Genomic DNA, 23,606 nt, shown 5'->3' on the forward strand with positions numbered 1-23,606 from the left:
CTGCAGATCTCGCCGGACGGTGCGCTGACGTTGGCTCGCAGGAACGAGCTGGTGGACTACGTTGGACTGGACCGGCTGGCCGAAGGGGACCAATCGGGATATACGCGATTCTGCACGGATCTCGTCGGCTCCACCTCCAGCCTAGACACCCGTCAGGCAGGATGGAGCCTGCGCACCTCCTACCAGAAACAACCGCTGGAGACGACCGGTGAGTTCCTCCGAGAGCAACGTTCGCGCAGCGCGAACCCCAACCGTCGCCGTGACGGGCGCCGCCTCGGGGGTCGGGGCGCTGCTGACGGAGCGGCTTGCCGCTTCGGAGGAGATCAAGCGCGTCATCGCCCTCGACGAACGCCGAGGTGAGGTCAGCGAGGCGCAGTGGCACACGCTGGACGTCCGCGACCCCGCCATCGCCGACCGCCTCCGCAACGACGGGGACCCGGTGGACGTCGTCGTCCATCTCGCCCTCGATCTCGATCTGGAGACCGACCCCACCGCCCGGACCGCACTCAACGTGCGCGGCACGCAGACGGTGCTCACGGCAGCGGCGGCAGCAGGTGTGCGACGTGTCGTGCTGTGCACGTCGACGATGGTCTACGGCGCCCTTCCCGACAACGACGTACCGCTCAGCGAGGACGCCGAACTGCGCGCCACCGCCGAGGCGACCGCCGTCGGCGATCTTCTGGAGATCGAACGGCTCGCCCGCCGTGCCCCCCGGGCGCACCCCGGACTCAACGTGACCGTCGTACGCCCCTCGGTGCTCGTGGGTGCGGGCATGGACACCGCCCTGACCCGCTACTTCGAATCACCGCGGCTGCTGGTGGTCGCCGACTCCCGTCCCTGCTGGCAGTTCTGCCACGTCGACGACCTCGTCGGTGCCCTGGAGTACGCGGTGCTGGAGAAGGTCGACGGCGAGTTCGCCGTCGGCTGCGACGGGTGGCTGGAGCAGGAGGAGGTCGAGGAGCTGACCGGGATCCGGCGCATGGAGCTGCCCTCGGCGGTCGCTCTGGGCGCGGCTTCCCGACTGCACCGGCTGGGGCTGACGCCCTCACCTGCGGGCGATCTGGCGTACACCATGCACCCCTGGGTCGTGTCCGGATCACGACTGCACGACGCGGGCTGGCGGCCTCGCTGGACGAACGAAGAGGTGCTGGCGGAGCTGCTGGAGGAAGTCGCCGGACGCCACACCCTCGCCGGACGCCGGCTGGGACGTACAGAGGCGGCCACCGCAGCGGGTGCGGGCGCGACAGTCGCTCTGCTGGGCACGGCCGCTCTCGTGCGCAGGGCGCGCAAGCGTCGCGGGCTGTAGGCGCGCGACGCGCCCGCTCGCCGGCCGCCGCAGCCTGCCGCACCTCGCGCGACGGTGCCCTGCCGGTGCGGGTACGCAGAGGGGGACGGCCCCGGCCGCGCGGCTGCACCCGGTTCCGCTGGTGTGAGGCGTAGGGCAGCATGAAGGCATGGCGCAGAAGTTCGATCACCCCGGTGAACAGGCGGCGGCGGACCCGATCCGGTTGCTCGGTATCCGGGAGACCCCCCTCTCCGTGGACGAGGTTTTCGCTGCCGTGGGCGACGCGTCCTCGGGAGGCACCGCACTCTTCGTGGGGACGGTCCGCGACCATGACGGTGGCGAGGACGTCACTCGTCTGGGGTATTCGTCGCATCCGACCGCCGAAGCCGAGCTGCGCCGGGTCGCGGAGAAGGTGGCCGCCGATTTCCCTGTGCGAGCGCTCGCAGCCGTGCATCGGGTGGGCGAGTTGGAGGTGGGGGACCTCGCAGTCGTCGTGGCGGTCTCCTGCCCTCACCGCGGCGAGGCGTTCGACGCGTGCCGCCGCCTCATCGACAACCTCAAGCACGAGGTCCCGATCTGGAAACACCAGACTTTCTCGGACGGCACAGAAGAATGGGTCGGCGCGTAGCGCTGTCCATTCGGGGTGGCTGGGTGACGGGTGGGAGGGTCGGCGCGTAGCGCTGTCGTTCCGGAACCCGGGTGGGCGGTATGGCGTACAGCCGTCACCGTGGCAGGCGAAGGAGACCCCGCGCAGGGCATGTTCCGCTTGCGTAACCGGGCCCCGCGAAAGAGCGTTGTCCTGCCGAGAGTTAATCTGCTCATCGGCCGTTGTGCTCGGCTGATGTCCGTCGGGCGACGTGTTCACAAGGGGTCGGGAGGTCTTCGTGGCAGCACTCTCGTGGTTGCTGATTCCGATTCTTGCGGCTGTCGCTGCCGGCGTGTGGAGCAGCTGGGCGAGCCGGCGCCGTACCGGCATGCCGGACTCGGCGGGAGTCGCTGGTTACGAGCGTTTCCGCGCCGCCATGGAGCGTTCACGGGACGAAGAAGCCGGACATTCGGCGGGGCGCGATTCCGCCACGGAAACGTTTGGGCAGGGGTCCCGTCCGACGCCGGACAGACCGGCCCGGACAGCCGAATGACTGTGCGATCCCGTACTGTCGTGCCATGCCACGCCGCACCGCGACGATGCTCGCATCCACGCTGCTGCTGATAGGTCTGCTCTGTGCAGGGGTGCTGATCAAGGTCCCTTACGCAGAGATGTCGCCGGGCCCCACTGTCAATACGCTCGGTGAGCACGACGGTGAACCGGTGCTCAACATCAAGGACCGCAAGACGTACGAGACGTCGGGCCATCTGAACATGACGACGGTCCGCGTCACGGGCGCCGACTACCGGATGAACCTGGCGGAGGCGGTCAGCGGCTGGCTCCAGCACGACAGTGCGGTCGTACCGCATTCGACGCTCTACCCGGAGGACAAGTCGGCCAAGGAGGTCGACGAGGAGAACGCCGAGGAGTTCAGCGCCTCCCAGGAGAGCGCGAAGGTCTCGGCGCTCAGGGAACTCAAGATCAAGGTGCCCTCGTACGTCATCGTCGGTTCCGTGGTCAAGGGCGGGGCCTCGCAGGGCAAGCTGCACGCCGGGGATGTCATCCGCGCTGTCGACGGCAAGAAGGTGACGGCCCCCAAGGACGTGGCGTCGGTCATCACCAAGCGCAAGCCGGGGGACGAGGTCCGTTTCACCATCGTTCCGGCGGCCAAGGCCGAGGCCGCGGAGAAGGCCGGGAAGAAGCTGTCCTCGCGTGACGAGACCCGGATAACCGTCGGCACGAAGAAGGCCGAGGACGACGGACGGGCCATAGTCGGCATTCAGCCCGCGATCGGGCACGCCTTCCCCTTCGACATCGACATCAAGCTCGCCGACGTCGGCGGCCCGAGCGCCGGACTGATGTTCTCGCTCGGCATCGTCGACAAGCTGACCCGCGAAGATTTGACGGGCGGCTCGTTCGTCGCAGGTACAGGCACGATCGACGACAAGGGCAAGGTCGGGGCCATCGGCGGCATCCAGATGAAGACGGTGGCCGCCCGGGCCAAAGGCGCCAAGTTCTTCCTGACCCCCGAGGACAATTGTCCCTCGGCGGCCAAGGACAGGCCCGCGGGCCTCACCTTGGTCAAGACCGGCACGATCGGCGACGCCATGGACGCTCTGACGAAGATCCGCAAGGACGACACCGCCGCGCTTCCGAAGTGCAAGGCGAGCTGACGGCTGCGCCCTTCTGCGCGCTCCCCCTGTGGGAGCGCGGCCCCCGGACGAAGCCCAGGGCCCCCGCTCATGCGTACTCCGTGCACGTTCCCGTGCCCCGGTCCGGTGCGTGCCTCGGCCCCCGTGCTCGGGCTGCACTCACTGCCCGTCCACGCGCAGTGAGTGCCCGTGCGACTCCGCGACCGCAGTCACTCCTCGAACGTCGCCGCCAGTGCCTCCGCAAGCCCGGGGACCAGGCCGGCTCCCGTGAGCACCTCTGTCGAGGCGTCCTTCTCCCGCAGCCGCAGAGCCGACTCCCGTGTGCCGTCGCGGAGCACCGCAACCGTCATACGGACCTCCTGCCGCTCGGGATGCTCGGCGACCCACCGCGTGAGCTGGTCCTCGGCCCCCTCGCTCTGCAGTTCCTCGGGGATGGCGTCCTCGGCGGACTGCGGCAGCATCAGCCGTTCCACTGTCATCGCGCAGCCCGCCACGGAGTCAGGCCAGGCGATGGTCGCCAGGAACTCGTCGAGCGGGGCTCCCGTGGGGAGTTCGTCCTGTTCCACCGGCGTGAGCGATGTGCCCGGCCTGCCGGTGTCGTCGAAGCCGAGCTGTCCGGCCAGTTCGGGTTCCTCTTCGCGCAGCTGAGCGGTGTCGACCAGGGCGAAGAGGCGGCTGGGCTGGTCCCAGCCGAGGCCCGCCGCGTACTCGTCGAGCTCCAGCACCGCCTGGGTGAGCGGGTTGGAGGCCAGGGGCGTGCCGTCGGTTGAAAGGTTGTCCATCCCTATATCGTGCCGCCTTCCACCCCGGGATCGGGAACTGGGTAAAGGTTCGTTAAGTTGCATGAGTGGGCCTACTATGCGGGCCCGTCCTCATTCACTGCGATCTTCGAGGTGCGCACCTTGGCTTTCCAGATGCCGGACCGGGGCTCAGGCGGTCCCTCAGGGCCACGGATCAGAGTGGGCCGCCCGTCCCGGCGTGCCCGTACGCTGCTGATGACAGTGGGCGTGCTCGCGGTGCTGGCCATGCTGTTCGTCATGTTCGCCGGGTTCTGGACCGACTGGCTCTGGTATCGCTCGGTGCAGTACAGCTCGGTCTTCACCAAGACCCTGTGGACCAAGGTCGGCATGTTCGCCTTCTTCGGTCTGCTGATGTCCACGGCTGTCGGACTCAACATCTGGCTCGCGCACAGGCTGCGTCCGCCGCTCAGCGCCATGTCGCTGGAGCAGCAGAGCCTCGACCGGTACCGCATGAGCATCGCCCCCTACAAGAAGTGGGTGCTGCTGGGCGTCACGGCGCTCGTCGGGCTGATCGCCGGGGCGTCGGCCGCCGGACAGTGGCGCACGTGGCTGATGTGGGTCAACGGCGTCGCGTTCGGCAAGACGGATGCGCATTTCGGCAAGGACATCTCGTTCTACGCCTTCGACCTGCCCTGGTACCGCTTCCTGCTCAGCTTCGGCTTCGCAGCGGTCGTGCTGTCGCTGATCGCCGCCGCACTCGTGCACTACCTCTACGGCGGGCTCCGCATCACCACTCCGGGCGCCCGGGCGACCGCGCAGGCAACCGGGCATCTGTCCGTGCTGCTGGGCTTCTTCGTCGCTCTCAAGGCCGTCGCGTACTGGCTGGACCGTTACGGGCTGGCCGTGAAGTCCGGCGACTTCAAGGCGACCGACAACTGGACCGGCCTGAAGTACGTCGACGCCAACGCCTACCTGCCGGCGAAGACGATCCTCTTCTGCATCGCCATCATCTGCGCACTGCTCTTCTTCGCCACCATCTGGCGCCGTACCTGGCAGCTGCCGGTCATCGGCTTCGGCCTGATGGTGCTCTCGGCCATCCTGATCGGCGGCCTCTACCCGGCGATAGTGCAGAAGTTCCAGGTGCAGCCGAACGAGCAGGCCAAAGAGACGCCGTACATCGAGAAGAACATCAAAGCGACGCGCGACGCCTACGACATCAACGATTCGCAGGTCAGCGACTATTCGGGGACGAGCAAGAAGGGCAAGGAGGAGCTGCGCCAGGCCGCCGACGACACCGCGAGCACGCGCCTCCTCGACCCGAACGTGGTCTCGCCGACCTTCCAGCAGAAGCAGCAGGTCCGCGGCTACTACCAGTTCCCCGCGACGCTCGACGTCGACCGCTACAAGACCGAGGACGGCAAGGAGCAGGACACCGTCGTCGGTCTCCGGGAGATCAACACCGAGGGCATCCCGGAGAAGAACTGGATCAACGAGCACTTCAAGTACACCCACGGCTACGGAATGGTCGCCGCCAAGGGCACCACGGTGGACAAGGACGGTGCGCCGGCCTTCACCGAGCAGGACCTTCCGCCCAAGGGCAGTCTGGGCAAGTACCAGGGACGCATCTACTACGGCGAGAAGACCAACCAGTACTCGATCGTGGGCGGTCCGCAGAAGGAACTCGACTACGCGGACGACGAGGGCGAGAAGACCTACACCTACACCGGCAAGAGCGGTGTGAACCTGTCCAACCCGGTCAACCGCGCCGCGTACGCCGTGAGCTTCAACGAGCCGCAGATCCTCTACTCCGGAGCGATCGGTGAAGGCTCCCGGATCCTCTACAACCGGACGCCCAAGGAGCGGATAGAGGCCGTCGCGCCCTGGCTGACGATCGACGGAGACCCGTACCCGGCGGTCGTCGACGGCCGGATCAAGTGGATCGTGGACGCCTACACGACCTCGGACGGCTACCCGTACTCCTCGCGTACGACGCTGGGAGACACGACCGCCGACTCGCTCACCAGGGACGGCCAGCGTGCGGTGGTCGCACGGCAGAACCGGGTGAACTACATCCGCAACTCCGTCAAGGCGACGGTGGACGCGTACTCCGGCAAGGTCGACATGTACCAGTGGGACAAGAAGGACCCGGTGCTGAAGACCTGGATGAAGGCGTTCCCGGACACGGTCAAGCCGAAGAGCAAGATCGGCGGCGACCTGATGGACCACCTGCGTTATCCGCAGGACCTGTTCAAGGTGCAGCGCGAGTTGCTGACCCGCTATCACGTCACGTCCCCGTCGCAGTTCTACAGCGGCAGTGAGCGCTGGCAGATTCCTGACGACCCGACGCACAAGGGCAACGCGGTCCCGCCGTACTACCTGAGTCTGCAGATGCCCGACGAGAAGAAGCAGACGTTCTCGCTGACGACGACCTTCAACCCCAACAAGCGGGAGACGCTCGGCGCGTTCATGGCCATCGACGCCGATCCCCGCAGCTCGGGGTACGGCAAGATCAAGATGCTGAGGCTGCCGTCGAACACGACTGTCTCCGGCCCCTCGCAGGTGCAGAGCAAGTTCAACTCCGATCCGGCGATCGCCGAGTCGCTCAACCTCCTCAAACGGGGTGACTCCGAGATCGAGTACGGCAACCTCCTGACGGTGCCTCTGGAGGGCGGCCTGCTCTATATCGAGCCTGTGTACGTGCGCGGTGCGGGCACCAACTACCCGCGGATGAGGAAGGTTCTCGTCACCTACGGCGAACGCATCGCATTCGAGAACACGTTGGGCCAGGCCCTCGACAAGGTCTTCGACGCCAAGGGCGACGCGGACGAGGGTGAGGAACCCGACCAGCCGCCGGAGGAACCGCCGGCGTCCGGTGACGCGACCGTTCAGGAAGCGTTGCAGAAGGCGCAGGAGGCGTACGACGACGGCCAGCGCGCTCTCGAGAAGGGCGACTGGAAGGAGTACGGCAAGGCGCAGGACGACCTCGAGGCCGCCCTCGAGGACGCGCGCAACGCCGAAGAGGAAGCAGAGAAGGAGTAGTCGGGGCCGTTGCCGGCCCCGGTCCGGGGCCGGACTGCCGTGTGCGGAGCACCCCGCGCCGTGGTGTAGAGTTGTCATCACAACGGCGCGGGGTGGAGCAGCTCGGTAGCTCGCTGGGCTCATAACCCAGAGGTCGCAGGTTCAAATCCTGTCCCCGCTACTGAAGATGAAGGGCCCGGATCCTCAAGGATCCGGGCCCTTCGTTCTGTCCACACGCCGAGCGCCCAACACCCTTTCGTGGCAAGCGGTTTGAGGTGTCTCTCTGTCGGGAAGTCGACAAACCTCTGAAGTGACCTCACTTGGTGGTGGTATTCCAGGTGTACGTGGGTTGCGGGTGGTGCGACGATGGTGCTTATGGGGGACAAGGTGAGGCTCGACGGTCCACCGAGGACCGGCGCGAGCCGGACTGGTATTGACAACGACACCGAAGGCGCCGCAGCGATGAGCGTCCTCGGGGCTCAACTGCTGCGCCGCGGCGACCTGGACGGAGCCGAAGCGCCTCTGCGTGCGGCCACCTCTGCCGGTGACCGCGCCGCAGCGAACAATCTGGGGGTTCTGCTCCACCAGCGCGGCTACGCCGAGGAGGCTGCCGGCTGGTGGCGTGTGGCCGCCGTGGCCGGATCGGCTGCTGCGGCGCACGCGCTGGGAAGGCACCACCGTGAGCGCGGGGACGAACCCGCGGCGCACTACTGGCTGCTGCACTCCGCGGAGTGCGGCCACCCGCTGGGCGCCTACGCCCTCGCGGATCTCCTCGAGCACCGCGGTGAGGACGGCGCCGAGAAGTGGTTCCGTGCTGCCGCGGAGCAGGGGCACAGAGAAGCCGCGTACCGCCTGGCTCAGATCGTCAGCGCACGAACGTCCGTGCCGGCCGCCGAGGGGGAGGAGGGCGAACAGGCCGCGGACAAGGCCGGCGGGGAAGCGGAGCAGTGGTACCGGCAGGCGGCCGCGCGCGGTCACCGTCGTGCCGCTCTGCGGCTCGGCGCGATCCTGGAGCGCCGTGGTGAGCTGAAGGAGGCCGGCCGCTGGTATCTCACGTCCGCCAAGGACGGTGAGCCGCGGGCAGCGTGTGCGCTGGGCTTCCTGCTGCGCGACGCGGGCGACGAGGAGAGCGCGGCCGTCTGGTGGCGCAGGGCCGCGGAGGACGGTGACGGAAACGCCGCCAACGCCCTTGGTGCCCTGCACGCCGACCGCGGTGAGCGCCAGGCCGCCGAACGCTGGTACCGGGTGGCTCTCGAAGCCGGCTGCGACAACGGCGCGTTCAATCTCGGACTGCTGTGTGCGGCGCAGGGCCGTACGGCACAGGCCGAGCAGTGGTATCGCCGTGCCGCCTACGCGGGTCACCGCGAAGCCGCCAACGCCCTCGCCGTGCTGCTTCTGCAGCGCGGCGACGCGGACGGTGCCGAGCCGTGGTTCTCCAAGGCGGCCGAGGCAGGCAGCATCGACGCCGCCTTCAACCTCGGCATCCTGCACGTGGGCCGCGGCGACCACCGCACTGCACGCGTCTGGTACGCGAGGGCGGCCGCGGCAGGTCACGCCGAGGCTGCCCTGCAGGTCGGCATCGCGTTGATGCGCGAGGGCGACGAGCACGGCGCCGAGCGGCAGCTGCGCTGCGCTGCGGGCGGTGGAAGCGTCGAGGGCGCCTTCCGGCTCGGTGTGCTTCTCGAGCGCCGGAGGCCGCAGGAGGACGCTGCCGGTGCGACCGACCTGCTCAACAGCCGTCCGGAGTACGAGGAGTGGTACGAGCGGGCAGCCGAGCAGGGCCACCGTCGTGCTCAGGTACGGCTCGGCATGTGCGCGGCGGCTCGCGGCGAGATCGTCGACGCCGCCCGCTGGTACCGCGCCGCGGCGGAGGCCGGAAGCCCCAACGGGGCGTTCAACCTGGGCCTGTTGCTGGCCCGCGAGGGCAGTGAGCCGGAGGCTGCGCTGTGGTGGACGCGGGCGGCCGAGGCGGGACATGGACGCGCCGCTCTCCGTCTCGCGCTCCTGAGTGCCCGGCGGGGCGAGTTGGAGCAGGGGCAGTACTGGTGCGCGCAGGCGGTCGAGCTGGGTCCGGCCGAGGTGGCCGAGCGTGCGGCCAAGCTGCGTGACGCGCTGCGGTCGGATCTGTCCGCCTGACCGGGCGGTCCTGCGCCTTGTGCGCGGGGCCGCCCGGGTACGTCGGGGGCGTAGGGAAAGCGATTTGCGCTGGTCGTCGCAGCAGGGTTAGAGTTACGGCACAACGGCGCGGGGTGGAGCAGCTCGGTAGCTCGCTGGGCTCATAACCCAGAGGTCGCAGGTTCAAATCCTGTCCCCGCTACTGAAGATGAAGGGCCCGGATCCTCAGAGATCCGGGCCCTTCGTCATGTCCGCGTGATGGCGCTCACGGGGGCCTTCACCGCGCAGGTGGCGATCACCGGTGCGGACGCCGTACGCCGGCGGGCGCACTCGAGCAGAACGCCCGCGACCTCGGCGGAGGTGACGCGGGTTCTGTGGAATGCGTGGCGCGGCGCTCAGGCGGAAGTGCACTGGGGGCACGTGCCCCGGTAGGTGATCGTGGCGTCCGCGATGGTGAAGCCGTAACGCTCGGTCTCGGGGAGGTTGGCGAGCGGGTCGCCTGACGGGTGCACGTCGCGGATGGTGCCGCACTGCGAGCAGACGAGGTGCTGGTGCGTGTGCCGGGCGTTGGGGTCGTACCGCTTCGCACGCCCGTCGGTGCTGACTTCGATCACCTCTCCGATGGAGACGAGCTCACTCAGCGTGTTGTAGACGGTGGCACGCGCGATCTCGGGCAGGCGCTCGGAAGCGCGGGCATGCACCTCGTCCGCCGTGTAATGCACGTGGTCGCCGTCGAGCACCTCGGCGACGACTCGCCGCTGCGCGGTGAGCCGCCAGCCACGGTCCCGGAGCCGCTCCAGCAGGTCACTCATGCGTAAAGCCTAGCAGTGCCGGGGTCCGGGAAAAGAACCCGTATGGAAGTAGTCACCTTCTTGACTTAGACAATGTCCAATGTAGGGTCGGAGGTCAGCTCAGCACAGGCATGAAGCAGGAGGAGCACGACGTGACGGTGCAGGAGAGGGCCACCGGCCCGCTGACGACGGAGTCCGGTGCCCCGGTCGCCGACAACCAGCAGAGCCAGACCGCCGGGCCCGGCGGCCCCACATTGATCCAGGACCAGCTCCTGCTGGAGAAGCTGGCGCACTTCAACCGTGAGCGCATTCCGGAGCGCGTGGTGCACGCGCGCGGCGCCGGGGCCTACGGCACCTTCACGCTCACGAAGGACATGTCGCAGTACACGCGGGCGGACTTCCTCACCGGTGTCGGCAAGCAGACGGAGACGTTCCTGCGCTTCTCGACGGTGGCGGGCAACCTCGGTGCGCCCGACGCGGTCCGCGACCCGCGCGGCTTCGCGCTGAAGTTCTACACCGAAGAGGGCAACTACGACCTCGTCGGCAACAACACACCGGTCTTCTTCATCCGGGACGCCATCAAGTTCCCCGACTTCATCCACACCCAGAAGCGCGACCCGTACACGGGCTCGCAGGAGGCGGACAACGTCTGGGACTTCTGGGGTCTCTCGCCCGAGTCGACGCACCAGGTGACCTGGCTGATGGGCGACCGCGGCATCCCCGCCACGTACCGGCACATGAACGGGTACGGCTCGCACACCTTCCAGTGGAACAACGCCGACGGCGAGGTCTTCTGGGTCAAGTACCACTTCAAGACCGACCAGGGCATCCAGACCCTCACCAACGAGGAAGCAGACGCTCTGGCGGGCAAGGACCCGGACAGCCACCAGCGGGACCTGCGTGAGTCCATCGAGCGCGGCGACTACCCGTCGTGGACGGTGCAGGTGCAGATCATGCCCGCGGCCGACGCGCCGAACTACCGCTTCAACCCCTTCGACCTGACCAAGGTCTGGCCGCACGCGGACTACCCGCCGATCGAGATCGGCAAGCTGGAGCTCAACCGCAACCCGGAGAACATCTTCGCCGAGGTCGAGCAGTCGATCTTCTCGCCGCACCACTTCGTGCCCGGCATCGGCCCGTCCCCGGACAAGATGCTCCAGGGCCGTCTCTTCGCGTACGGCGACGCCCACCGCTACCGCGTCGGCATCAACGCCGACCACCTGCCGGTGAACCGTCCGCATGCCACTGCCGCGAACAGCCACGGCCGGGACGGCCTGATGTACGACGGCCGGCACGGTGGGGCGAAGAACTACGAGCCCAACAGCTTCGGCGGCCCGGCTCAGACGGACCGGCCGCTGTGGGAGCCGATCGCGGTCTCCGGAGTCACCGGCGACCACGTGACGCCGTCGCACACCGAGGACGACGACTTCGTCCAGGCGGGCAACCTCTACCGGCTGATGCCGGAGGACGCGAAGCAGCGTCTGATCGACACGCTGGCGGGCTTCCTCTCGCAGGTTTCGCGGGACGACATCGCCCAGCGGGCCATCGAGAACTTCCGCAAGGCGGATGAGGACTACGGCAAGCGACTGGAGGCCGCGGTCCAGGCCCTGCGCGGCTGACCCGACAGCTCGCCGTAAGAACCGGAGGGACCGGATGCGTTCCGGTCCCTCCGGTGTGTCGGTGAGCGGTGCAGTCACACCGCGAGGGTGGAGGGGGCTCCTTCGGTTCTGGCGGACCAGCAGCGCACGATGTCCCGTACGGACACGACGCCGACCGGCTCCTGTCCGTCCAGCACGATGAGGTGGCGGAAGCCGCCGTGGGTCATCGCTTCAGCTGCCTGTTCGAGAGTCCACTCCGGCGTCGCGAAGACGACGTCGGTGGTGGTGTGGTCGTGGGCCGACTCCTGGTCGGGGTCCTGGCCGGCGCCGAGGGAGTTGAGGACGTCACGCTCGGTGAGAATCCCGACCCCGCTCGTGTCGGGGTCGAAGACCACTGCCGCGCCGACCCGCCGGGCGGACATCAGTGCGGCGGCCTGGCGCAGGGTGTGGGCCGGGCCGATCGTGAGGACGAGGCTGCTCATGGCTTCGCGGACGAGGGTGGGCATGTTCGTGGGCCACCTCCTGGCGGAACCGCTTCCCCTTCGAGAAGCAATTCACAAGGGCACAAGCTTACGAACCCTCATGTTCACATGCCATCGGAGGCACAACAAGGGCGCGTGCGGACGCCCGTGACGGGACGGGAGAGCCGGCGGGTGGCGAATGCTGCCGCCACCTGCGCAGTCCTGCTCCGGAACGTAGGTCAGGCCGTCAGATAACCGAGCACTTCTTCGTGGAGCAGCCCGTTCGAGGCCACCGCGTTGCCGCTGTGCGGCCCCCGTCGGCCGTCGAGCCCGGTGAACGTGCCGCCCGCCTCCTGCACGATGATCGCGTTCGCCGCCATGTCCCACAGGGACAGCTCGGGTTCCGCACAGGCGTCCACCGAGCCCTCGGCGACCATCATGTACGGCCAGAAGTCCCCGTAGCCGCGTGAGCGCCAGCAGGTCCGGGTGAGTTCGAGGAAGCCGGGCAGCATGCCGCGCTCCTCCCAGCCGTGCAGCGAGGAGTACGCGAAGGAGGCGTCCCGTACGGCCTCCACCTGGGAGACACGCAGCCGGGTGGCCTGCGACAGGCTGCGGCCCGTGTAGGCGCCGCCGCCCTTCGCCGCCCACCAACGCCGGTTGAGGGCGGGCGCGGACACGAGCCCGACGACGGGCTGGTCGCCCCCCTCGCCGAGCTCGGTGAGGGCGATGAGGGTCGCCCACACGGGCACACCTCTCACGTAGTTCTTGGTGCCGTCGATCGGGTCGATGATCCACCGGCGCGAGCCGTGGCCTTCGGTGCCGAACTCCTCGCCCAGTACCGCGTCTCGCGGCCGGGTGCGCTTGAGAGACGTACGGATGAGCTCCTCCGCCGCCTTGTCGGCCTCGCTCACCGGAGTCAAATCCGGCTTTGTCTCGATCTTCAGATCGAGAGCCTTGAACCGCTCCATCGTCGCGGCGTCGGCAGCGTCGGCCAGTACGTGGGCGAGACGCAGATCATCGTGGTAGTCCGGCATGTGTGAACAGTATCGACCAGGCCGGTGGCCAGCCACAGGGCAATGCCAGGGCGCAGCCAAGTGACTGCGGGCCATTCGGGCCGACGGGTGTGTGCGCGCTGTCTTGACAGGGCCTGGCGGCCCGTCAATTCTGTCCCGCACCCCAGCCGCCGGGCACGGAGGCAACGATGCCTACTGCACGCGAGACACTGCTCGAGGCCGCGCACGCGGCTGTCGGAACGCAGCCGTGGGCGGGCGTGCGGATGGTGGACGTCGCCGCTGCCGCAGGAGTCTCGCGGCAGACGCTGTACAACGAGTTCGGGACCAAGGAAGGGCTCGGCGCGGCCTTGGTGAACCGTCTCGTCGACGGTTTCCTCGACGGCGCCGCGCGGGCCGCCACCGAGGCCGGACGCGGGGAGGACCCTGCGGCGTCGTGTGCGGGCGCGGCGGCGTGGATGCTGCGCGCCGCTCGTGACGAGCCCGTCGTGCGTTCCGCGCTCACCGGGTGCTGGGGTGCGCAGATGCCGCTCCCGGGAGTCGCCGGGAGCGCGGCCGGGGTGCCCTCCGCAGAGCCGGGGCGGATGGCCGCGGCCCTCTGCGAGCGCATGGTGTCCTCCCTCTCGCCCAACGGGCACGCGGGGAAGCTGAACCGGGCCTGTGAGGCAGGAGTTCGGATCGCGCTGTCCTTCGTCGTGGCACCGCCCGCGGAGCGGGGGGACGAGGAGGCGCTCCGTCAGATCCAGGACGTCGTGCGGGCGCTGCTCGCGGACTCGCACTGACCGCGGCCCCGAGGCGCACTGTCCCGGTGATCTGTCGGTTGTCCGCGCGGGCGGCCGGACAGTGCGATCGGGTCAGTCCCCTTCGCCCTGCTCACGTGTCTCCAGCAGTCTCCGCAGCGAGTAGAGCCGCTGCGGATCGGCGTGGCCCTCCGCCACCCACCGGTCGAGGGCGCAGTCCGGTTCGTCGTGGCTGCAGGCCCGCGGGCAGTCGGCGGTGCCCGGTTCGAGGTCGGGGAAGGCGCCGATGACCCGGGAGGGGTCGACGTGGTGGAGACCGAACGAGCGCACGCCCGGAGTGTCGATCACCCAGCTCCCCTCTCCGGCCAGCGGCAGGGCGAGCGCTGAGGTCGTGGTGTGCCGGCCGCGTCCCGTGACGGCGTTGACGTGGCCTGTGGTGCGCCGGCGCTCTTCCGGCACCAGGGCGTTCACGAGGGTCGTCTTGCCGACGCCGCTGTGCCCGACGAAGACGGTCGTCAGTCCGTACAGCAGCTCCCGCACTCTCTCCGCGGCCTCGCCCTGCTCCAGCTCCGCGCGGCTCGTGACCACGTGACGCAGGCCCAGTGGCGTGTACTTCGCCAGCAGCGGTTCGGCGGGTGAGAGATCGGACTTGGTCAGTACGAGCAGGGGTTCGAGCCCCGCGTCGTAGGCGGCCACCAGGCAGCGGTCGATCAGGCGCGGTCGTGGTTCGGGGTCGGCGAGGGCGGTGACGATGGCGAGCTGGTCGGCGTTGGCGACGACGACGCGTTCGAAGGGGTCGTTGTCGTCGGCTGTTCGCCGCAGCACCGACGTGCGTTTCTCCACGCGCACGATGCGCGCGAGAGTGTCCTTCGCGCCTGAGAGGTCACCGACGAGGGCGACGCGGTCCCCGACCACCACGCCCTTGCGGCCCAGTTCGCGTGCCTTCATCGCAGTGACCGCGCGGTCCTCGACGAGGCAGGTCAGGCGGCCCCTGTCGATGGTGAGGACCATGCCTTCCGCCGCGTCCTCGTGCTTGGGACGGTTGTGCGTACGCGGGCGGGTGCCCTTGCGGTTGGGGCGTACACGGATGTCGTCCTCGTCGGTGTGCTTGCCGTAGCGGCGCATGGCGGAGGCCCTCAGGCTCTCTCTTCGACGCGCTCGCCGCCCGGCCGGGCACTGTGCGCGGCATCTGCCCGTTCGCCGAGCATGTCCGTCCACAGCCGGGGGAAGTCCGGCATGGTCTTGCCCGTCGTGGCGATGTTCTCCACCTCTACGCCCTCGACTGCGAGGCCCAGCACGGCGCCGGCGGTGGCGAGGCGGTGGTCGTCGTAGGTGTGGAAGACGCCGCCGTGCAACGGGCGGGGGCGGATGCGCAGTCCGTCCCCGGTCTCGGTGACGTCCCCGCCGAGGCCGTTGATCTCCTTCGTGAGCGCGGCCAGCCGGTCCGTCTCGTGGAGCCGGAGGTGGCCCACGCCGCGCAGTACCGATTCGGAGTCGGCGAGGGCGGCGACGGCGGCGATGCCGGGGGTCAGTTCACCGACGTCGCCGAGGTCGACGTCGAGGCCGTGGACGCGGCCGCTGCCGGTGAACGTCAGGCCCCGCTCGTCCAGTTCGCACGAGCCGCCCATCTCGGTGAAGATGCGGCGCAGGGCGTCACCGGGCTGTGTGGTCCGCTCCGGCCAGTCGCGGACGGTGACCCGCCCGCCGGTGACGAGGGCCGCAGCGAGGAACGGCTGCGCGTTGGACAGGTCGGGCTCGACGACCAGGTCGCGGCCGTGCAGCGCGCCGGGGGCGACGCGCCAGACATCCGCCTCACCGCCGTCCTCGGGGGCGTCGACCTGGACGCCGGCCTTGCGGAGCATGTCGACCGTCATACGGATGTGCGGTACGGACGGCAGGGTTCCGCCGGTGTGACGTACCTCGGCGCCATTGTCGAACCGCGGCCCGGACAGCAGCAGCGCGCTGACGAACTGGCTGGAGGACGAGGCGTCGATCTCCACGCGGCCACCCGGGAGCGAGCCGCTGCCGTGCACGGTCATCGGCAGACGGCCGCGGTCGCCGTCGTCGAGGCGGGCTCCGAGGGCTCGGAGGGCGTCGATCACGCCGTGGAGCGGACGTTCGTAGGAGCGCGGATCGCCGTCGAAGCGGACGGGACCGTCGGCGAGAGCGGCGAGCGGGGGCAGGAACCGCATCACCGTGCCGGCGTTGCCGACGTCGACCGTGGCCGGCCCGCGCAGCTGGGCGGGGGTGACGCGCCAGAACTCGCCCGCACCGTCCGGGTCGGTGCCCTCCTCCACGGCCACGCCCAGTGCGCGTACCGCGTCCGCCATCAGCAGGGTGTCCCGTGAGCGGAGCGGCCGGCGCAGGCAGCCCGGGCCGGCCGCCAGCGCGGCCAGCACGAGGGCGCGGTTGGTGACCGACTTGGACCCCGGGACGGCGACGGTCGCGTCGACGGGAGAGGACGCGGACGGTGCAGGCCAGAGGTCGGCGGAGGGCGAATGCGCGGTCATGCGATTCACTTTAGTCGCTCGGCTCGTCCGTCCTTTCGGGTGGAAACCCCGGATGCTCCCGGCCAGGGCGTGCGGTCGGGACTCGACCCGTCACGCGTGATGTCCCCTTCGCGGGGGCGGTCACAGATCCAGCAGCCAGCGCCCGCCACCGGTCAGACAGCAGAGCGTGACCACGTGGAAGAAGAGCAGCCAGACCACTGCGGGGACGTGAGTGAGCCGGGAGAGCTGATCGGCGTCCGAGTCGGCGGCCCCTCCGCGGCGGCGTTTCCCCTGCAGTTCGAAGACGGGACGTACGCCGCCCAGGAGCAGGAACCACACGGCCCCGTACGCGAACGCCGCCTGCACCTCGGGCTCCGTCAGCCAGCTGACCAGGAGGAAGAGGCCGCCCGTCAGGAACACGGTGAGCACCCCGTAGGCGTTGCGGATCATCACGAGCATGAGCAGCAGCAGCGCGGTGGCACTCCACAGCAGCAGCGTGATGTGGTTCGCGGCCAGCAGCCAGGCGCCGCCCAGTCCCAGCAGGGAGGGCGCGGTGTAGCCGGCTGCGGCGGTGAGCACCATGCCGATGCCGGTCGGTTTGCCGCGGGAGAGGGTCAGGCCGGAGGTGTCGGAGTGCAGGCGTATGCCGTCGAGCCGCCGGCCGGACAGCACCGCGACGAGGCCGTGGCCGCCTTCGTGGGCGATGGTCACCGCGTTGCGCGAGAGGCGCCATACGCCGTGCGGCAGTACGACGCAGAGGGCTATCGCCGCGGTGGTCAGGACGAGCCACTGGCTGGGGTCCGGCTGCGTGCCGGAGACCCGGTCCCAAAGTCCGGCGATGCTCGTGGTGTCCATGTATTTCCCAGTCCTCCCCGAACCTGCTGTGCGTCGTCTCACACCGCCCCCGCTGCGGAACGTGCTTCTCCGTGAACGCGCAGCGCTGCTCGTCAGTGCCGTGGCAGTGTGGCACTTATGTGCGGACGGTATGCAGCCAGCAGAAGACCGGAGGACCTTGTCTCACTTTTCGGTGTGGAGAAGTGGGAGCCCCAGGAGGCGTTGGCCCCCGACTGGAACGTGGCACCGACCAAGGAGGTCCACGCAGTCCTCGACCGTCCGGTGAAGGGCACGGGCGATCCCCGTCCCGTGAGGCAGATGCGGAAGCTCAAGTGGGGTCTCGTGCCGGCCTGGGCACAGTCCCCGGACCTCGGCGCGAAGATGATCAACGCGCGTGCCGAGACGGTGCACGAGAAGCCGGCCTTCCGGCGGCCGTTCGCCGCTCGCCGCTGCCTGCTGCCTGCCGACGGCTATTACGAATGGTGCACGGCCCAGAGCGAGTTGCGGATGGAGCAGGAGGGGAAGAGGAAGCGGCCGCGGAAGCAGCCGTACTTCGTCTCGCCCGCGGACGGTTCGGTGATGGCCATGGCCGGGCTGTACGAGTTCTGGCGGGACAGCACACTGCCCGACGGCCATCCGCACGCGTGGTGGACGACCTGCACCGTGGTCACGACGGAGGCGGAGACGGCGCCTCTGGCAGGTCCCAGCGGCGAGGACGGTCCGAAGTCCCTGGCCGACATCCACCCCCGCATGCCGCTGATGCTGCTGCCGGAGGTCTGGGACGCCTGGCTGGACCCGGCCCGCCGCTCGGAGGAGGAACTGCGGGCGCTGCTCGAACCGCCGCCGCCCGGGACGGTGCGCGCCTACCCCGTCTCCACGGACGTCAGCAACGTACGGAACAACGGCCCCGAGCTCGTGCACGAACTGACCGGGCCGGAGGTCGGCACCCTCTTCTGAGGCAGGCCGCAACGCCTCCGGGGACGCGCAGGGCGCTGGGACGCGGACGTACGCGCCGGGCCCCGCCGGTTCGCGGCAGGATGATCCTCATGAGCGAGATCGTGAAATCCCCCGCGGGCGACGCCCGCATCACCTGGCACACGGCGGAGAACGCACAGGCGGTGCTCGCGCTCGGGCACGGCGCCGGTGGCGGAATCGAGGCTCAGGACCTGCAGGCGCTGGCACGGGTGCTTCCGCAGGCCGGGGTCGGCGTCGCACTGGTCGAGCAGCCGTGGCGAGTGGCCGGGAAGAAGGTCGCACCGGCCCCCAAGACCCTCGACGCGGCCTGGCGCGCGCTGTGGCCTGCGCTGTGCGCGCCCGGCCTGCCCGTCGTCGCGGGCGGTCGCAGCGCCGGGGCACGGGTGGTGTGCCGTACGGGCAGTGAACTGGGCGCTCGCGCGGTGCTCGCCCTGTCCTTCCCGCTGCATCCTCCGGGGAAGCCGGAGAAGTCCCGTGCCGGGGAGCTGACGGGGGCGGGGCTCCCGGCGCTCGTGGTGCAGGGCGGGCGGGACCCCTTCGGACGCCCGGAAGAGTTCCCCGAGGGCACGCGGATCGTGGAGGTGCCCGAGGCCGACCATTCCTTCCGGGTCCCGAAGCGCGCGGCCGTCGGGCAGGAGGAGGCGCTGGGCCTGCTCACGGAGGGAGTGGGGAGCTGGCTGGCCGGGCTCGGCCTCGCGTCCACCCGCGCATGAGCCGCGCCCAGGCGGCGTGCCCCGGCCGGTGCACATGGGCACTGGCCGGTCCGGGCAGCGCACGGGCGTGACGCCCTGTCGGCGCGCGCCCCGGGCAGGCCCGCGCCAGGCCCGCTCACGGGATCGGGCACGCGCAGCGGGAATGCCGGGCCGGGGGTGCCGTGTTGTTGGCACCGTTGGAAGTGTCACCGACAAAGGGAGCCGCCAGTCATGGGATCTGTCGCATGCCCACAGCGTCCGCAGGCCGTTGACCTGGACTGGGCCACGGTCGCGCTGGCTGGGGGTACGACGACTCCGGCGGCACGGGGTGCGGAACGTCGTCTATTCTCCGGTTCGGGCGGGTCCGCGGCCGGATTCGCCGAAGCACCGGAGGAGGTGGGTCCGGTCACCGGGACCGAAGACGGCGGGAGTGCCAGGCAGGAGACCGATGCGGAGCGCAGTGCGCGCTTCGAGCGGGACGCCCTGGACTACCTCGACCAGATGTACTCGGCAGCGCTGCGCATGACGCGGAACCCGGCAGACGCCGAGGACCTGGTGCAGGAGATGTACGCGAAGGCGTACGCCTCGTTCCACCAGTTCCGGGAGGGCACGAATCTCAAGGCGTGGCTGTACCGGATCCTGACGAACACCTTCATCAACTCCTACCGGAAGAAGCAGCGCGAGCCCCAGCGCAGCGCCGCCGAGGACATCGAGGACTGGCAGCTGGCGCGTGCCGAGTCGCACATGTCGACGGGGCTGCGTTCGGCCGAGGCCCAGGCGCTCGACCACCTTCCGGACTCCGACGTGAAGGAAGCGCTTCAGGCCATTCCGGAGGAGTTCCGCATCGCGGTGTACCTGGCGGACGTCGAGGGGTTTGCCTACAAGGAGATCGCCGACATCATGGGGACGCCCATCGGCACTGTCATGTCCCGGCTGCACCGTGGGCGGCGGCAGCTGCGCGACATGTTGGAGGACTACGCGCGTGACCGGGGCCTGACTCCGGCAGGCGCGGCGCGGTCGCACGACGGGAAAGGCTCAGGCTCATGAGTTGCGGAGAGCCGCACGAGACGGACTGCTCTGAGGTACTGGACCACCTGTACGAGTACCTGGACCGGGAAATGCCGGACAGCGACTGCGAGAAGTTCAAGGAGCACTTCGACGAATGCTCGCCGTGCCTGGAGAAGTACGGCCTGGAGCAGGAGGTGAAGAAGCTCGTCAAGCGCTGCTGCGGTCACGACGACGTCCCCTCCGACCTCCGCTCGAAGGTGATGGGGCGCATCGAGCTGATCCGCGCGGCCGAGGCCGAGGGCACCAGCGGTGAAGTGGCGGGCGATGTGCCGGGCGAGGTGCCGGGTGAAGGGGCAGACCGGCCTTCCGCCCCTGCTGAGAACGGCGACGAAGACGCCCTTCACGCGCAGCAGGCCCCGTCACCGGCCTCGCCGTCCGCCAAGGGCCGGAAGAAGTTCGCCTGACCGGGCTGTGTTCAGCCGGGCACTCCACCGTTCTGTTTACGCGTCCAACTCGTAGGTCTACTACGGCAGTTGAGGCGCCCGCACCAGCCTTTCGAGGGTGGAACCACTCGAACGTGTGAGGCTTTCCCCTCCCGTGCGAGCCAATGCGGGGAAGGGCCTCCACTCTCTCTCCGCTCGTCCTATTCTCCCCTTCCGGCGTGGTACGGGGAGGAGTTGCACGATGCGTGCAGGGGGAGCGGCGTTGCCGGGCGCAGCGCGCTGGCTCATCGCGTGCGCGGTGGGTGCTGCCGCATGGTGCGTTCTTCCCGCCGTGCAGGGACCGTCGGGCCCCGAGTGGAGTGTCCTGCTGCCGCTGGCAGCGCTGTACGCCGCATGCGAATACGCCCCGCGCTGCCCGCTGATGAGACTCATGGGGCACAAGGTGCCGGGCAACATGGGGGCTTTCTTCCCTGTGCTGCTCACCGGAGCGTTTCTGCTGCCGCCGGCCGTCGCCGCGCTCGTGGCGGTGCCGGGGGCGCTCATCGGCCGCGTCGAACAGCGGCATGCCGCTGCCCGGCGGTGCTGGCACGCCGCGCAACTGGCGCTCGCCGCCTGGTCCGCTGCGTACGTCCACCTGCTGCTGTCCGGCACCGGGGGGTTCCGGGGAGAGGCGTCCTTCGAGCCGGCAGCGGAGGGCTTTCCGGGAGTGCTGACGTCCGCGGCTGCTGCAGCGCTCACCTTCTGCCTGGTCACCACGGCTCTCGACGGTGCCGTACTGGTCGCTGCCGAGCGGTGTGCGCTACGAGCGGCCTGGCGTGGTCAGTTCGCGCGAGCCGCTCCGCCTCATCTCCTGCACGGGCTGGTCGGTCTGATGATGGCCGTGCTCTGGCGCAGTTCGTACGGTCCTGTGGCGGCGTTCTTCGTGCTGCTCCCCATGTACATCTGCTGTTGGGTCTTCGCGCAGTACCACCGGGAACGAAGCGCCCACCAGTCCACCGTCCGCGCGCTGGTGCAGGCAGTCGACATCAAGGACCGCTATACACGGGGGCACAGTGAGCGCGTCGGCCGTGCCTCCGTTCTCATCGCTCGCGAGCTCGGGATGGACGAGGAGCGCACAGAGGCGTTGCGCTTCGCGGGCATCCTGCACGACGTCGGCAAACTCGGCGTTCCCACACGGCTGTTGCGCAAGGACGGGCCTCTCACCGACGAGGAGCGGCGGGTCATCGAGCTGCACCCGGAGTACGGGCACGAGATGGTCCGCGGCATCGGCTTCCTGGGGGAGGCGCGGTCCGCGATCCTGCACCACCACGAGCGTCTGGACGGCAGCGGCTACCCGTACGGTCTCTCGGGCACGGAGATCCCGGAGTTCGCCCGGGTCGTGGCGGTGGCCGACGCGTTCGACGCGATGACGTCGACCAGGAGTTACCGGCGGGCGCGACCCGTGCAGGCAGCAGTCGCGGAACTGCAGCGGTGTGCGGGCACACAGTTCGATCCGCGAATGGTGGGGGCGCTCGCCGGCGCGCTGGACCGGCAGGGCTGGTCGCCGGCCGTCACTGCGGACGGGCCGAGCGGAAACGTACCGGCAGCCCGCGAACAGGCCCCGGCGGGGGCCGGACGGGCGCGTGCCGCGCCCCCGCCCACGCGCGACGAACGCCGTACGACGACTGACGAGGGTCGTACCGAAGGAGCCCCCGGCAGCAGGCTGAACTCTGCCGGGACCGCCGGGAACGGTTCCTCCGGCGCTGCCGGTTCTGGCGTCACGCCCGCCCGGCCCTCCCGTCCGCACACATGAGGTACTTGGTCGCCCTCAGCAGGGGGGCGGCGGTGTCGTTGGTCATCGCCGCGCTCGGACTCACCTTGTGGCGCGGTCTCGAAGAGCCGCACGTGGCAATGGCGTTCGGGTCGGTCATCGCCGTCGGCGAGGCACTGCGTGTGAAACTGCCGGGCAGTGACCACGACAAAACCGCGCGTTCCAGTGCGCCTCTGGGCGCTGCCGGAGCGCTGGGTTACGCGCTGCTGGGCGAAGTGGGCGGCAGGGCAAGCGAACACGGTGTGCTGCAGTGCGTCGCCGTGATGACCGTCGCCGCTCTCGCGGGACTGGTGCCACGCACAGCGCGGGGTTCTTCCATCACACTCGACCACGCGGTACGCGGAGTTCTCACGGTCGGCTTCGCCGCCACCTGTTTCCAGCCGCTGTACAACTCCGGTGTGCTGGCGCAGTGGGTCGGCGACGGCCCGTACTACGCGCTCTGCCTGCTTGCCGTCACACTCCTGACGGGCCTGTGCGACGCAGTGCTCGCGGCGATGTTCTCCGCGCAGCGCACCGGCTGGCCCCTGGGCTCGCTCCTGCGCGGTCAGTTGCGTGCGCGCGTCGGAATCGGTCCGGCGATCGCTGCCACGGGGGCGGTCATCGCTCTGGCAGTGGCCGTCGCCGGACTGTGGGCGCTGCCGGTCTTCTGCGTGCCGCTGCTGCTCACACAGTTCTCCTTCCGCCGCTATGCATCCGTACGGGAGACCTACCGGCAGACCATCGCGTCCCTGGCCCGCGCGACGGAAGTGGCCGGCTACACACCGCACGGGCACGCGCGCAGGGTTGCCGCGCTCAGTTGCGCGGTGGGGCGCGAGCTGGGCCTGACCGAGCCGGATCTCACCGTGCTGGAGTACGCCGCGCTGATGCACGACATCGGCCAGCTCTCGCTCGTCGACCCCGTCGCCGACGGAGCGACGGCGCAGCTCGATCCCGATCTGCAGCGGCGGATCGCACTGCTGGGAGGCGCGGTCGTACGGCAGACGGGAGTGGCCTCCGAAGTCGCCGTAGTGGTGGAACGACAGGCCGACCCTTTCCGTGACCAGCCGCTCACAGCTCGTATCGTCCGCACAGTCAACGCGTACGAGGACATGGTGGCCGGGAAGGCTGAGATGGAGAGCTCGTTACGCGCGCTGGAGCGGCTCAGGCTGGGGTGTGCACATGACTACGAATCACGCGTGGTGGAGGCGTTGTCACGCGTGGTGGCGCGCGGCCCCGCGGCGTGACTCCCGGGTAGTGAGCAGGCCCCCGTACGGGCATGGTTGGATGCGAGAGGGGAACTGCGGAGAAGGCGCACAGACAGTGCTCACAGTGCGAGGGCGGCAGACGAGCAGCGCATCGGCGGCGGGAACGAGAGCAAGC

The 23,606-nt window shown here is 69.5% G+C and carries 20 protein-coding genes and 2 tRNA genes; 15 read left to right on the forward strand and 7 right to left on the reverse strand.

Annotation, left to right across the window (positions count from 1 at the left end):
• Window positions 1–208: 208 nt before the first annotated feature.
• The 3 genes from ACFPA8_RS05600 to ACFPA8_RS05610 all read left to right on the forward strand — a co-directional run bounded on the left by ACFPA8_RS05600 (window position 209) and on the right by ACFPA8_RS05610 (window position 3,544).
• Entirely contained in the window at window positions 209–1,306 is a 1,098-nt protein-coding gene (locus tag ACFPA8_RS05600) for an SDR family oxidoreductase (RefSeq protein ID WP_386443194.1), read from the forward strand.
• A 148-nt stretch (window positions 1,307–1,454) separates the two neighbouring features.
• Window positions 1,455–1,913, forward strand: a complete 459-nt coding sequence (locus tag ACFPA8_RS05605; RefSeq protein WP_386443197.1) for a molybdenum cofactor biosynthesis protein MoaE — start codon at window positions 1,455–1,457, stop codon at window positions 1,911–1,913.
• 536 nt (window positions 1,914–2,449) lie between these two features.
• Complete coding sequence (locus ACFPA8_RS05610; protein WP_386443200.1) at window positions 2,450–3,544, forward strand: YlbL family protein; 1,095 nt, start codon at window positions 2,450–2,452, stop codon at window positions 3,542–3,544.
• A 188-nt stretch (window positions 3,545–3,732) separates the two neighbouring features.
• On the opposite strand, the gene ACFPA8_RS05615 is transcribed toward ACFPA8_RS05610, so the two are convergent.
• Window positions 3,733–4,305, reverse strand: coding sequence for a PPA1309 family protein (locus ACFPA8_RS05615; RefSeq protein WP_386443203.1), 573 nt, complete (start codon window positions 4,303–4,305; stop codon window positions 3,733–3,735).
• 111 nt (window positions 4,306–4,416) lie between these two features.
• Between ACFPA8_RS05615 and ACFPA8_RS05620 the strand changes: the two genes are divergently transcribed.
• From ACFPA8_RS05620 to ACFPA8_RS05635, 4 genes are all read left to right on the forward strand, one after another.
• On the forward strand, window positions 4,417–7,302 hold the full coding sequence (locus ACFPA8_RS05620; RefSeq protein WP_386443206.1) for a UPF0182 family membrane protein: 2,886 nt from the start codon (window positions 4,417–4,419) through the stop codon (window positions 7,300–7,302).
• A gap of 86 nt (window positions 7,303–7,388) precedes the next feature.
• Window positions 7,389–7,462: transfer RNA gene (locus tag ACFPA8_RS05625), tRNA-Met, on the forward strand.
• A 281-nt stretch (window positions 7,463–7,743) separates the two neighbouring features.
• Window positions 7,744–9,417 (forward strand): tetratricopeptide repeat protein, encoded by a 1,674-nt coding sequence (locus ACFPA8_RS05630; protein ID WP_465270229.1) that lies wholly within the window; start codon window positions 7,744–7,746, stop codon window positions 9,415–9,417.
• A 107-nt stretch (window positions 9,418–9,524) separates the two neighbouring features.
• Window positions 9,525–9,598 (forward strand) — tRNA-Met (locus ACFPA8_RS05635).
• A gap of 193 nt (window positions 9,599–9,791) precedes the next feature.
• Here ACFPA8_RS05635 and ACFPA8_RS05640 read toward each other — a convergent pair.
• Window positions 9,792–10,208 (reverse strand): Fur family transcriptional regulator, encoded by a 417-nt coding sequence (locus ACFPA8_RS05640; protein WP_386443211.1) that lies wholly within the window; start codon window positions 10,206–10,208, stop codon window positions 9,792–9,794.
• Between the two features lie 110 nt (window positions 10,209–10,318).
• Here ACFPA8_RS05640 and ACFPA8_RS05645 point away from each other — a divergent pair, with 110 nt between their 5' ends.
• The gene (locus ACFPA8_RS05645) at window positions 10,319–11,806 is read left to right on the forward strand and encodes a catalase (protein ID WP_386443214.1); all 1,488 of its coding nucleotides are present in this window, start codon (window positions 10,319–10,321) and stop codon (window positions 11,804–11,806) included.
• A gap of 74 nt (window positions 11,807–11,880) precedes the next feature.
• On the opposite strand, the gene ACFPA8_RS05650 is transcribed toward ACFPA8_RS05645, so the two are convergent.
• Both ACFPA8_RS05650 and hisN read right to left on the reverse strand, forming a co-directional pair.
• Entirely contained in the window at window positions 11,881–12,291 is a 411-nt protein-coding gene (locus tag ACFPA8_RS05650) for a CBS domain-containing protein (RefSeq protein ID WP_386443216.1), read from the reverse strand.
• Between the two features lie 194 nt (window positions 12,292–12,485).
• Window positions 12,486–13,280: a histidinol-phosphatase gene (gene hisN, locus ACFPA8_RS05655; protein WP_386443218.1), complete on the reverse strand. Its 795-nt coding sequence runs from the start codon at window positions 13,278–13,280 to the stop codon at window positions 12,486–12,488.
• A gap of 167 nt (window positions 13,281–13,447) precedes the next feature.
• Between hisN and ACFPA8_RS05660 the strand changes: the two genes are divergently transcribed.
• Complete coding sequence (locus ACFPA8_RS05660) at window positions 13,448–14,038, forward strand: TetR/AcrR family transcriptional regulator (RefSeq protein ID WP_386443221.1); 591 nt, start codon at window positions 13,448–13,450, stop codon at window positions 14,036–14,038.
• A gap of 72 nt (window positions 14,039–14,110) precedes the next feature.
• Here ACFPA8_RS05660 and rsgA read toward each other — a convergent pair whose 3' ends face one another.
• The 3 genes from rsgA to ACFPA8_RS05675 form a co-directional block, all read right to left on the reverse strand.
• Window positions 14,111–15,121, reverse strand: a complete 1,011-nt coding sequence (gene rsgA, locus ACFPA8_RS05665) for a ribosome small subunit-dependent GTPase A (protein WP_386443224.1) — start codon at window positions 15,119–15,121, stop codon at window positions 14,111–14,113.
• Between the two features lie 11 nt (window positions 15,122–15,132).
• The gene (gene aroA, locus ACFPA8_RS05670; protein ID WP_386443227.1) at window positions 15,133–16,506 is read right to left on the reverse strand and encodes a 3-phosphoshikimate 1-carboxyvinyltransferase; all 1,374 of its coding nucleotides are present in this window, start codon (window positions 16,504–16,506) and stop codon (window positions 15,133–15,135) included.
• Window positions 16,507–16,626: 120 nt separating this feature from the next.
• A complete protein-coding gene (locus ACFPA8_RS05675; RefSeq protein WP_386443230.1) occupies window positions 16,627–17,340 on the reverse strand; it encodes a M50 family metallopeptidase in 714 nt (237 codons plus the stop codon).
• Between the two features lie 117 nt (window positions 17,341–17,457).
• On the opposite strand from ACFPA8_RS05675, the gene ACFPA8_RS05680 reads away from it, so the two are divergent.
• The 6 genes from ACFPA8_RS05680 to ACFPA8_RS05705 all read left to right on the forward strand — a co-directional run bounded on the left by ACFPA8_RS05680 (window position 17,458) and on the right by ACFPA8_RS05705 (window position 23,470).
• On the forward strand, window positions 17,458–18,276 hold the full coding sequence (locus ACFPA8_RS05680; RefSeq protein ID WP_386443233.1) for an SOS response-associated peptidase: 819 nt from the start codon (window positions 17,458–17,460) through the stop codon (window positions 18,274–18,276).
• A gap of 80 nt (window positions 18,277–18,356) precedes the next feature.
• Window positions 18,357–19,007, forward strand: a complete 651-nt coding sequence (locus tag ACFPA8_RS05685; RefSeq protein WP_386443236.1) for an alpha/beta hydrolase family protein — start codon at window positions 18,357–18,359, stop codon at window positions 19,005–19,007.
• Between the two features lie 375 nt (window positions 19,008–19,382).
• Window positions 19,383–20,033: a sigma-70 family RNA polymerase sigma factor gene (locus tag ACFPA8_RS05690; protein ID WP_386444625.1), complete on the forward strand. Its 651-nt coding sequence runs from the start codon at window positions 19,383–19,385 to the stop codon at window positions 20,031–20,033.
• A complete protein-coding gene (gene rsrA / locus ACFPA8_RS05695; protein ID WP_386443239.1) occupies window positions 20,030–20,458 on the forward strand; it encodes a mycothiol system anti-sigma-R factor in 429 nt (142 codons plus the stop codon). Before ACFPA8_RS05690 ends, rsrA begins: the two co-directional genes overlap by 4 nt.
• A gap of 220 nt (window positions 20,459–20,678) precedes the next feature.
• Window positions 20,679–22,229, forward strand: coding sequence for an HD-GYP domain-containing protein (locus ACFPA8_RS05700; RefSeq protein ID WP_386443242.1), 1,551 nt, complete (start codon window positions 20,679–20,681; stop codon window positions 22,227–22,229).
• Window positions 22,226–23,470, forward strand: a complete 1,245-nt coding sequence (locus ACFPA8_RS05705; RefSeq protein WP_386443244.1) for an HD-GYP domain-containing protein — start codon at window positions 22,226–22,228, stop codon at window positions 23,468–23,470. The genes ACFPA8_RS05700 and ACFPA8_RS05705 overlap by 4 nt, the downstream gene beginning before the upstream one ends.
• Window positions 23,471–23,606: the final 136 nt, after the last annotated feature.

This window comes from Streptomyces ovatisporus, assembly GCF_042653885.1.
GTDB classification, from domain to species: domain Bacteria; phylum Actinomycetota; class Actinomycetes; order Streptomycetales; family Streptomycetaceae; genus Streptomyces; species Streptomyces ovatisporus.

Excerpts from the sequence above, each read along its gene's own strand:
- ACFPA8_RS05605 (WP_386443197.1), top strand. The coding sequence starts at position 1,455 with ATGGCGCAGAAGTTCGATCACCCCGGTGAACAGGCGGCGGCGGACCCG.
- ACFPA8_RS05610 (WP_386443200.1), top strand. The coding sequence starts at position 2,450 with ATGCCACGCCGCACCGCGACGATGCTCGCATCCACGCTGCTGCTGATA.
- ACFPA8_RS05615 (WP_386443203.1), bottom strand. The coding sequence starts at position 4,305 with ATGGACAACCTTTCAACCGACGGCACGCCCCTGGCCTCCAACCCGCTC.
- ACFPA8_RS05630 (WP_465270229.1), top strand. The coding sequence starts at position 7,744 with ATGAGCGTCCTCGGGGCTCAACTGCTGCGCCGCGGCGACCTGGACGGA.
- ACFPA8_RS05640 (WP_386443211.1), bottom strand. The coding sequence starts at position 10,208 with ATGAGTGACCTGCTGGAGCGGCTCCGGGACCGTGGCTGGCGGCTCACC.
- ACFPA8_RS05645 (WP_386443214.1), top strand. The coding sequence starts at position 10,319 with ATGAAGCAGGAGGAGCACGACGTGACGGTGCAGGAGAGGGCCACCGGC.
- ACFPA8_RS05650 (WP_386443216.1), bottom strand. The coding sequence starts at position 12,291 with ATGCCCACCCTCGTCCGCGAAGCCATGAGCAGCCTCGTCCTCACGATC.
- hisN (WP_386443218.1), bottom strand. The coding sequence starts at position 13,280 with ATGCCGGACTACCACGATGATCTGCGTCTCGCCCACGTACTGGCCGAC.
- ACFPA8_RS05660 (WP_386443221.1), top strand. The coding sequence starts at position 13,448 with ATGCCTACTGCACGCGAGACACTGCTCGAGGCCGCGCACGCGGCTGTC.
- rsgA (WP_386443224.1), bottom strand. The coding sequence starts at position 15,121 with ATGCGCCGCTACGGCAAGCACACCGACGAGGACGACATCCGTGTACGC.
- aroA (WP_386443227.1), bottom strand. The coding sequence starts at position 16,506 with ATGACCGCGCATTCGCCCTCCGCCGACCTCTGGCCTGCACCGTCCGCG.
- ACFPA8_RS05675 (WP_386443230.1), bottom strand. The coding sequence starts at position 17,340 with ATGGACACCACGAGCATCGCCGGACTTTGGGACCGGGTCTCCGGCACG.
- ACFPA8_RS05680 (WP_386443233.1), top strand. The coding sequence starts at position 17,458 with ATGTGCGGACGGTATGCAGCCAGCAGAAGACCGGAGGACCTTGTCTCA.
- ACFPA8_RS05685 (WP_386443236.1), top strand. The coding sequence starts at position 18,357 with ATGATCCTCATGAGCGAGATCGTGAAATCCCCCGCGGGCGACGCCCGC.
- rsrA (WP_386443239.1), top strand. The coding sequence starts at position 20,030 with ATGAGTTGCGGAGAGCCGCACGAGACGGACTGCTCTGAGGTACTGGAC.
- ACFPA8_RS05700 (WP_386443242.1), top strand. The coding sequence starts at position 20,679 with ATGCGTGCAGGGGGAGCGGCGTTGCCGGGCGCAGCGCGCTGGCTCATC.
- ACFPA8_RS05705 (WP_386443244.1), top strand. The coding sequence starts at position 22,226 with ATGAGGTACTTGGTCGCCCTCAGCAGGGGGGCGGCGGTGTCGTTGGTC.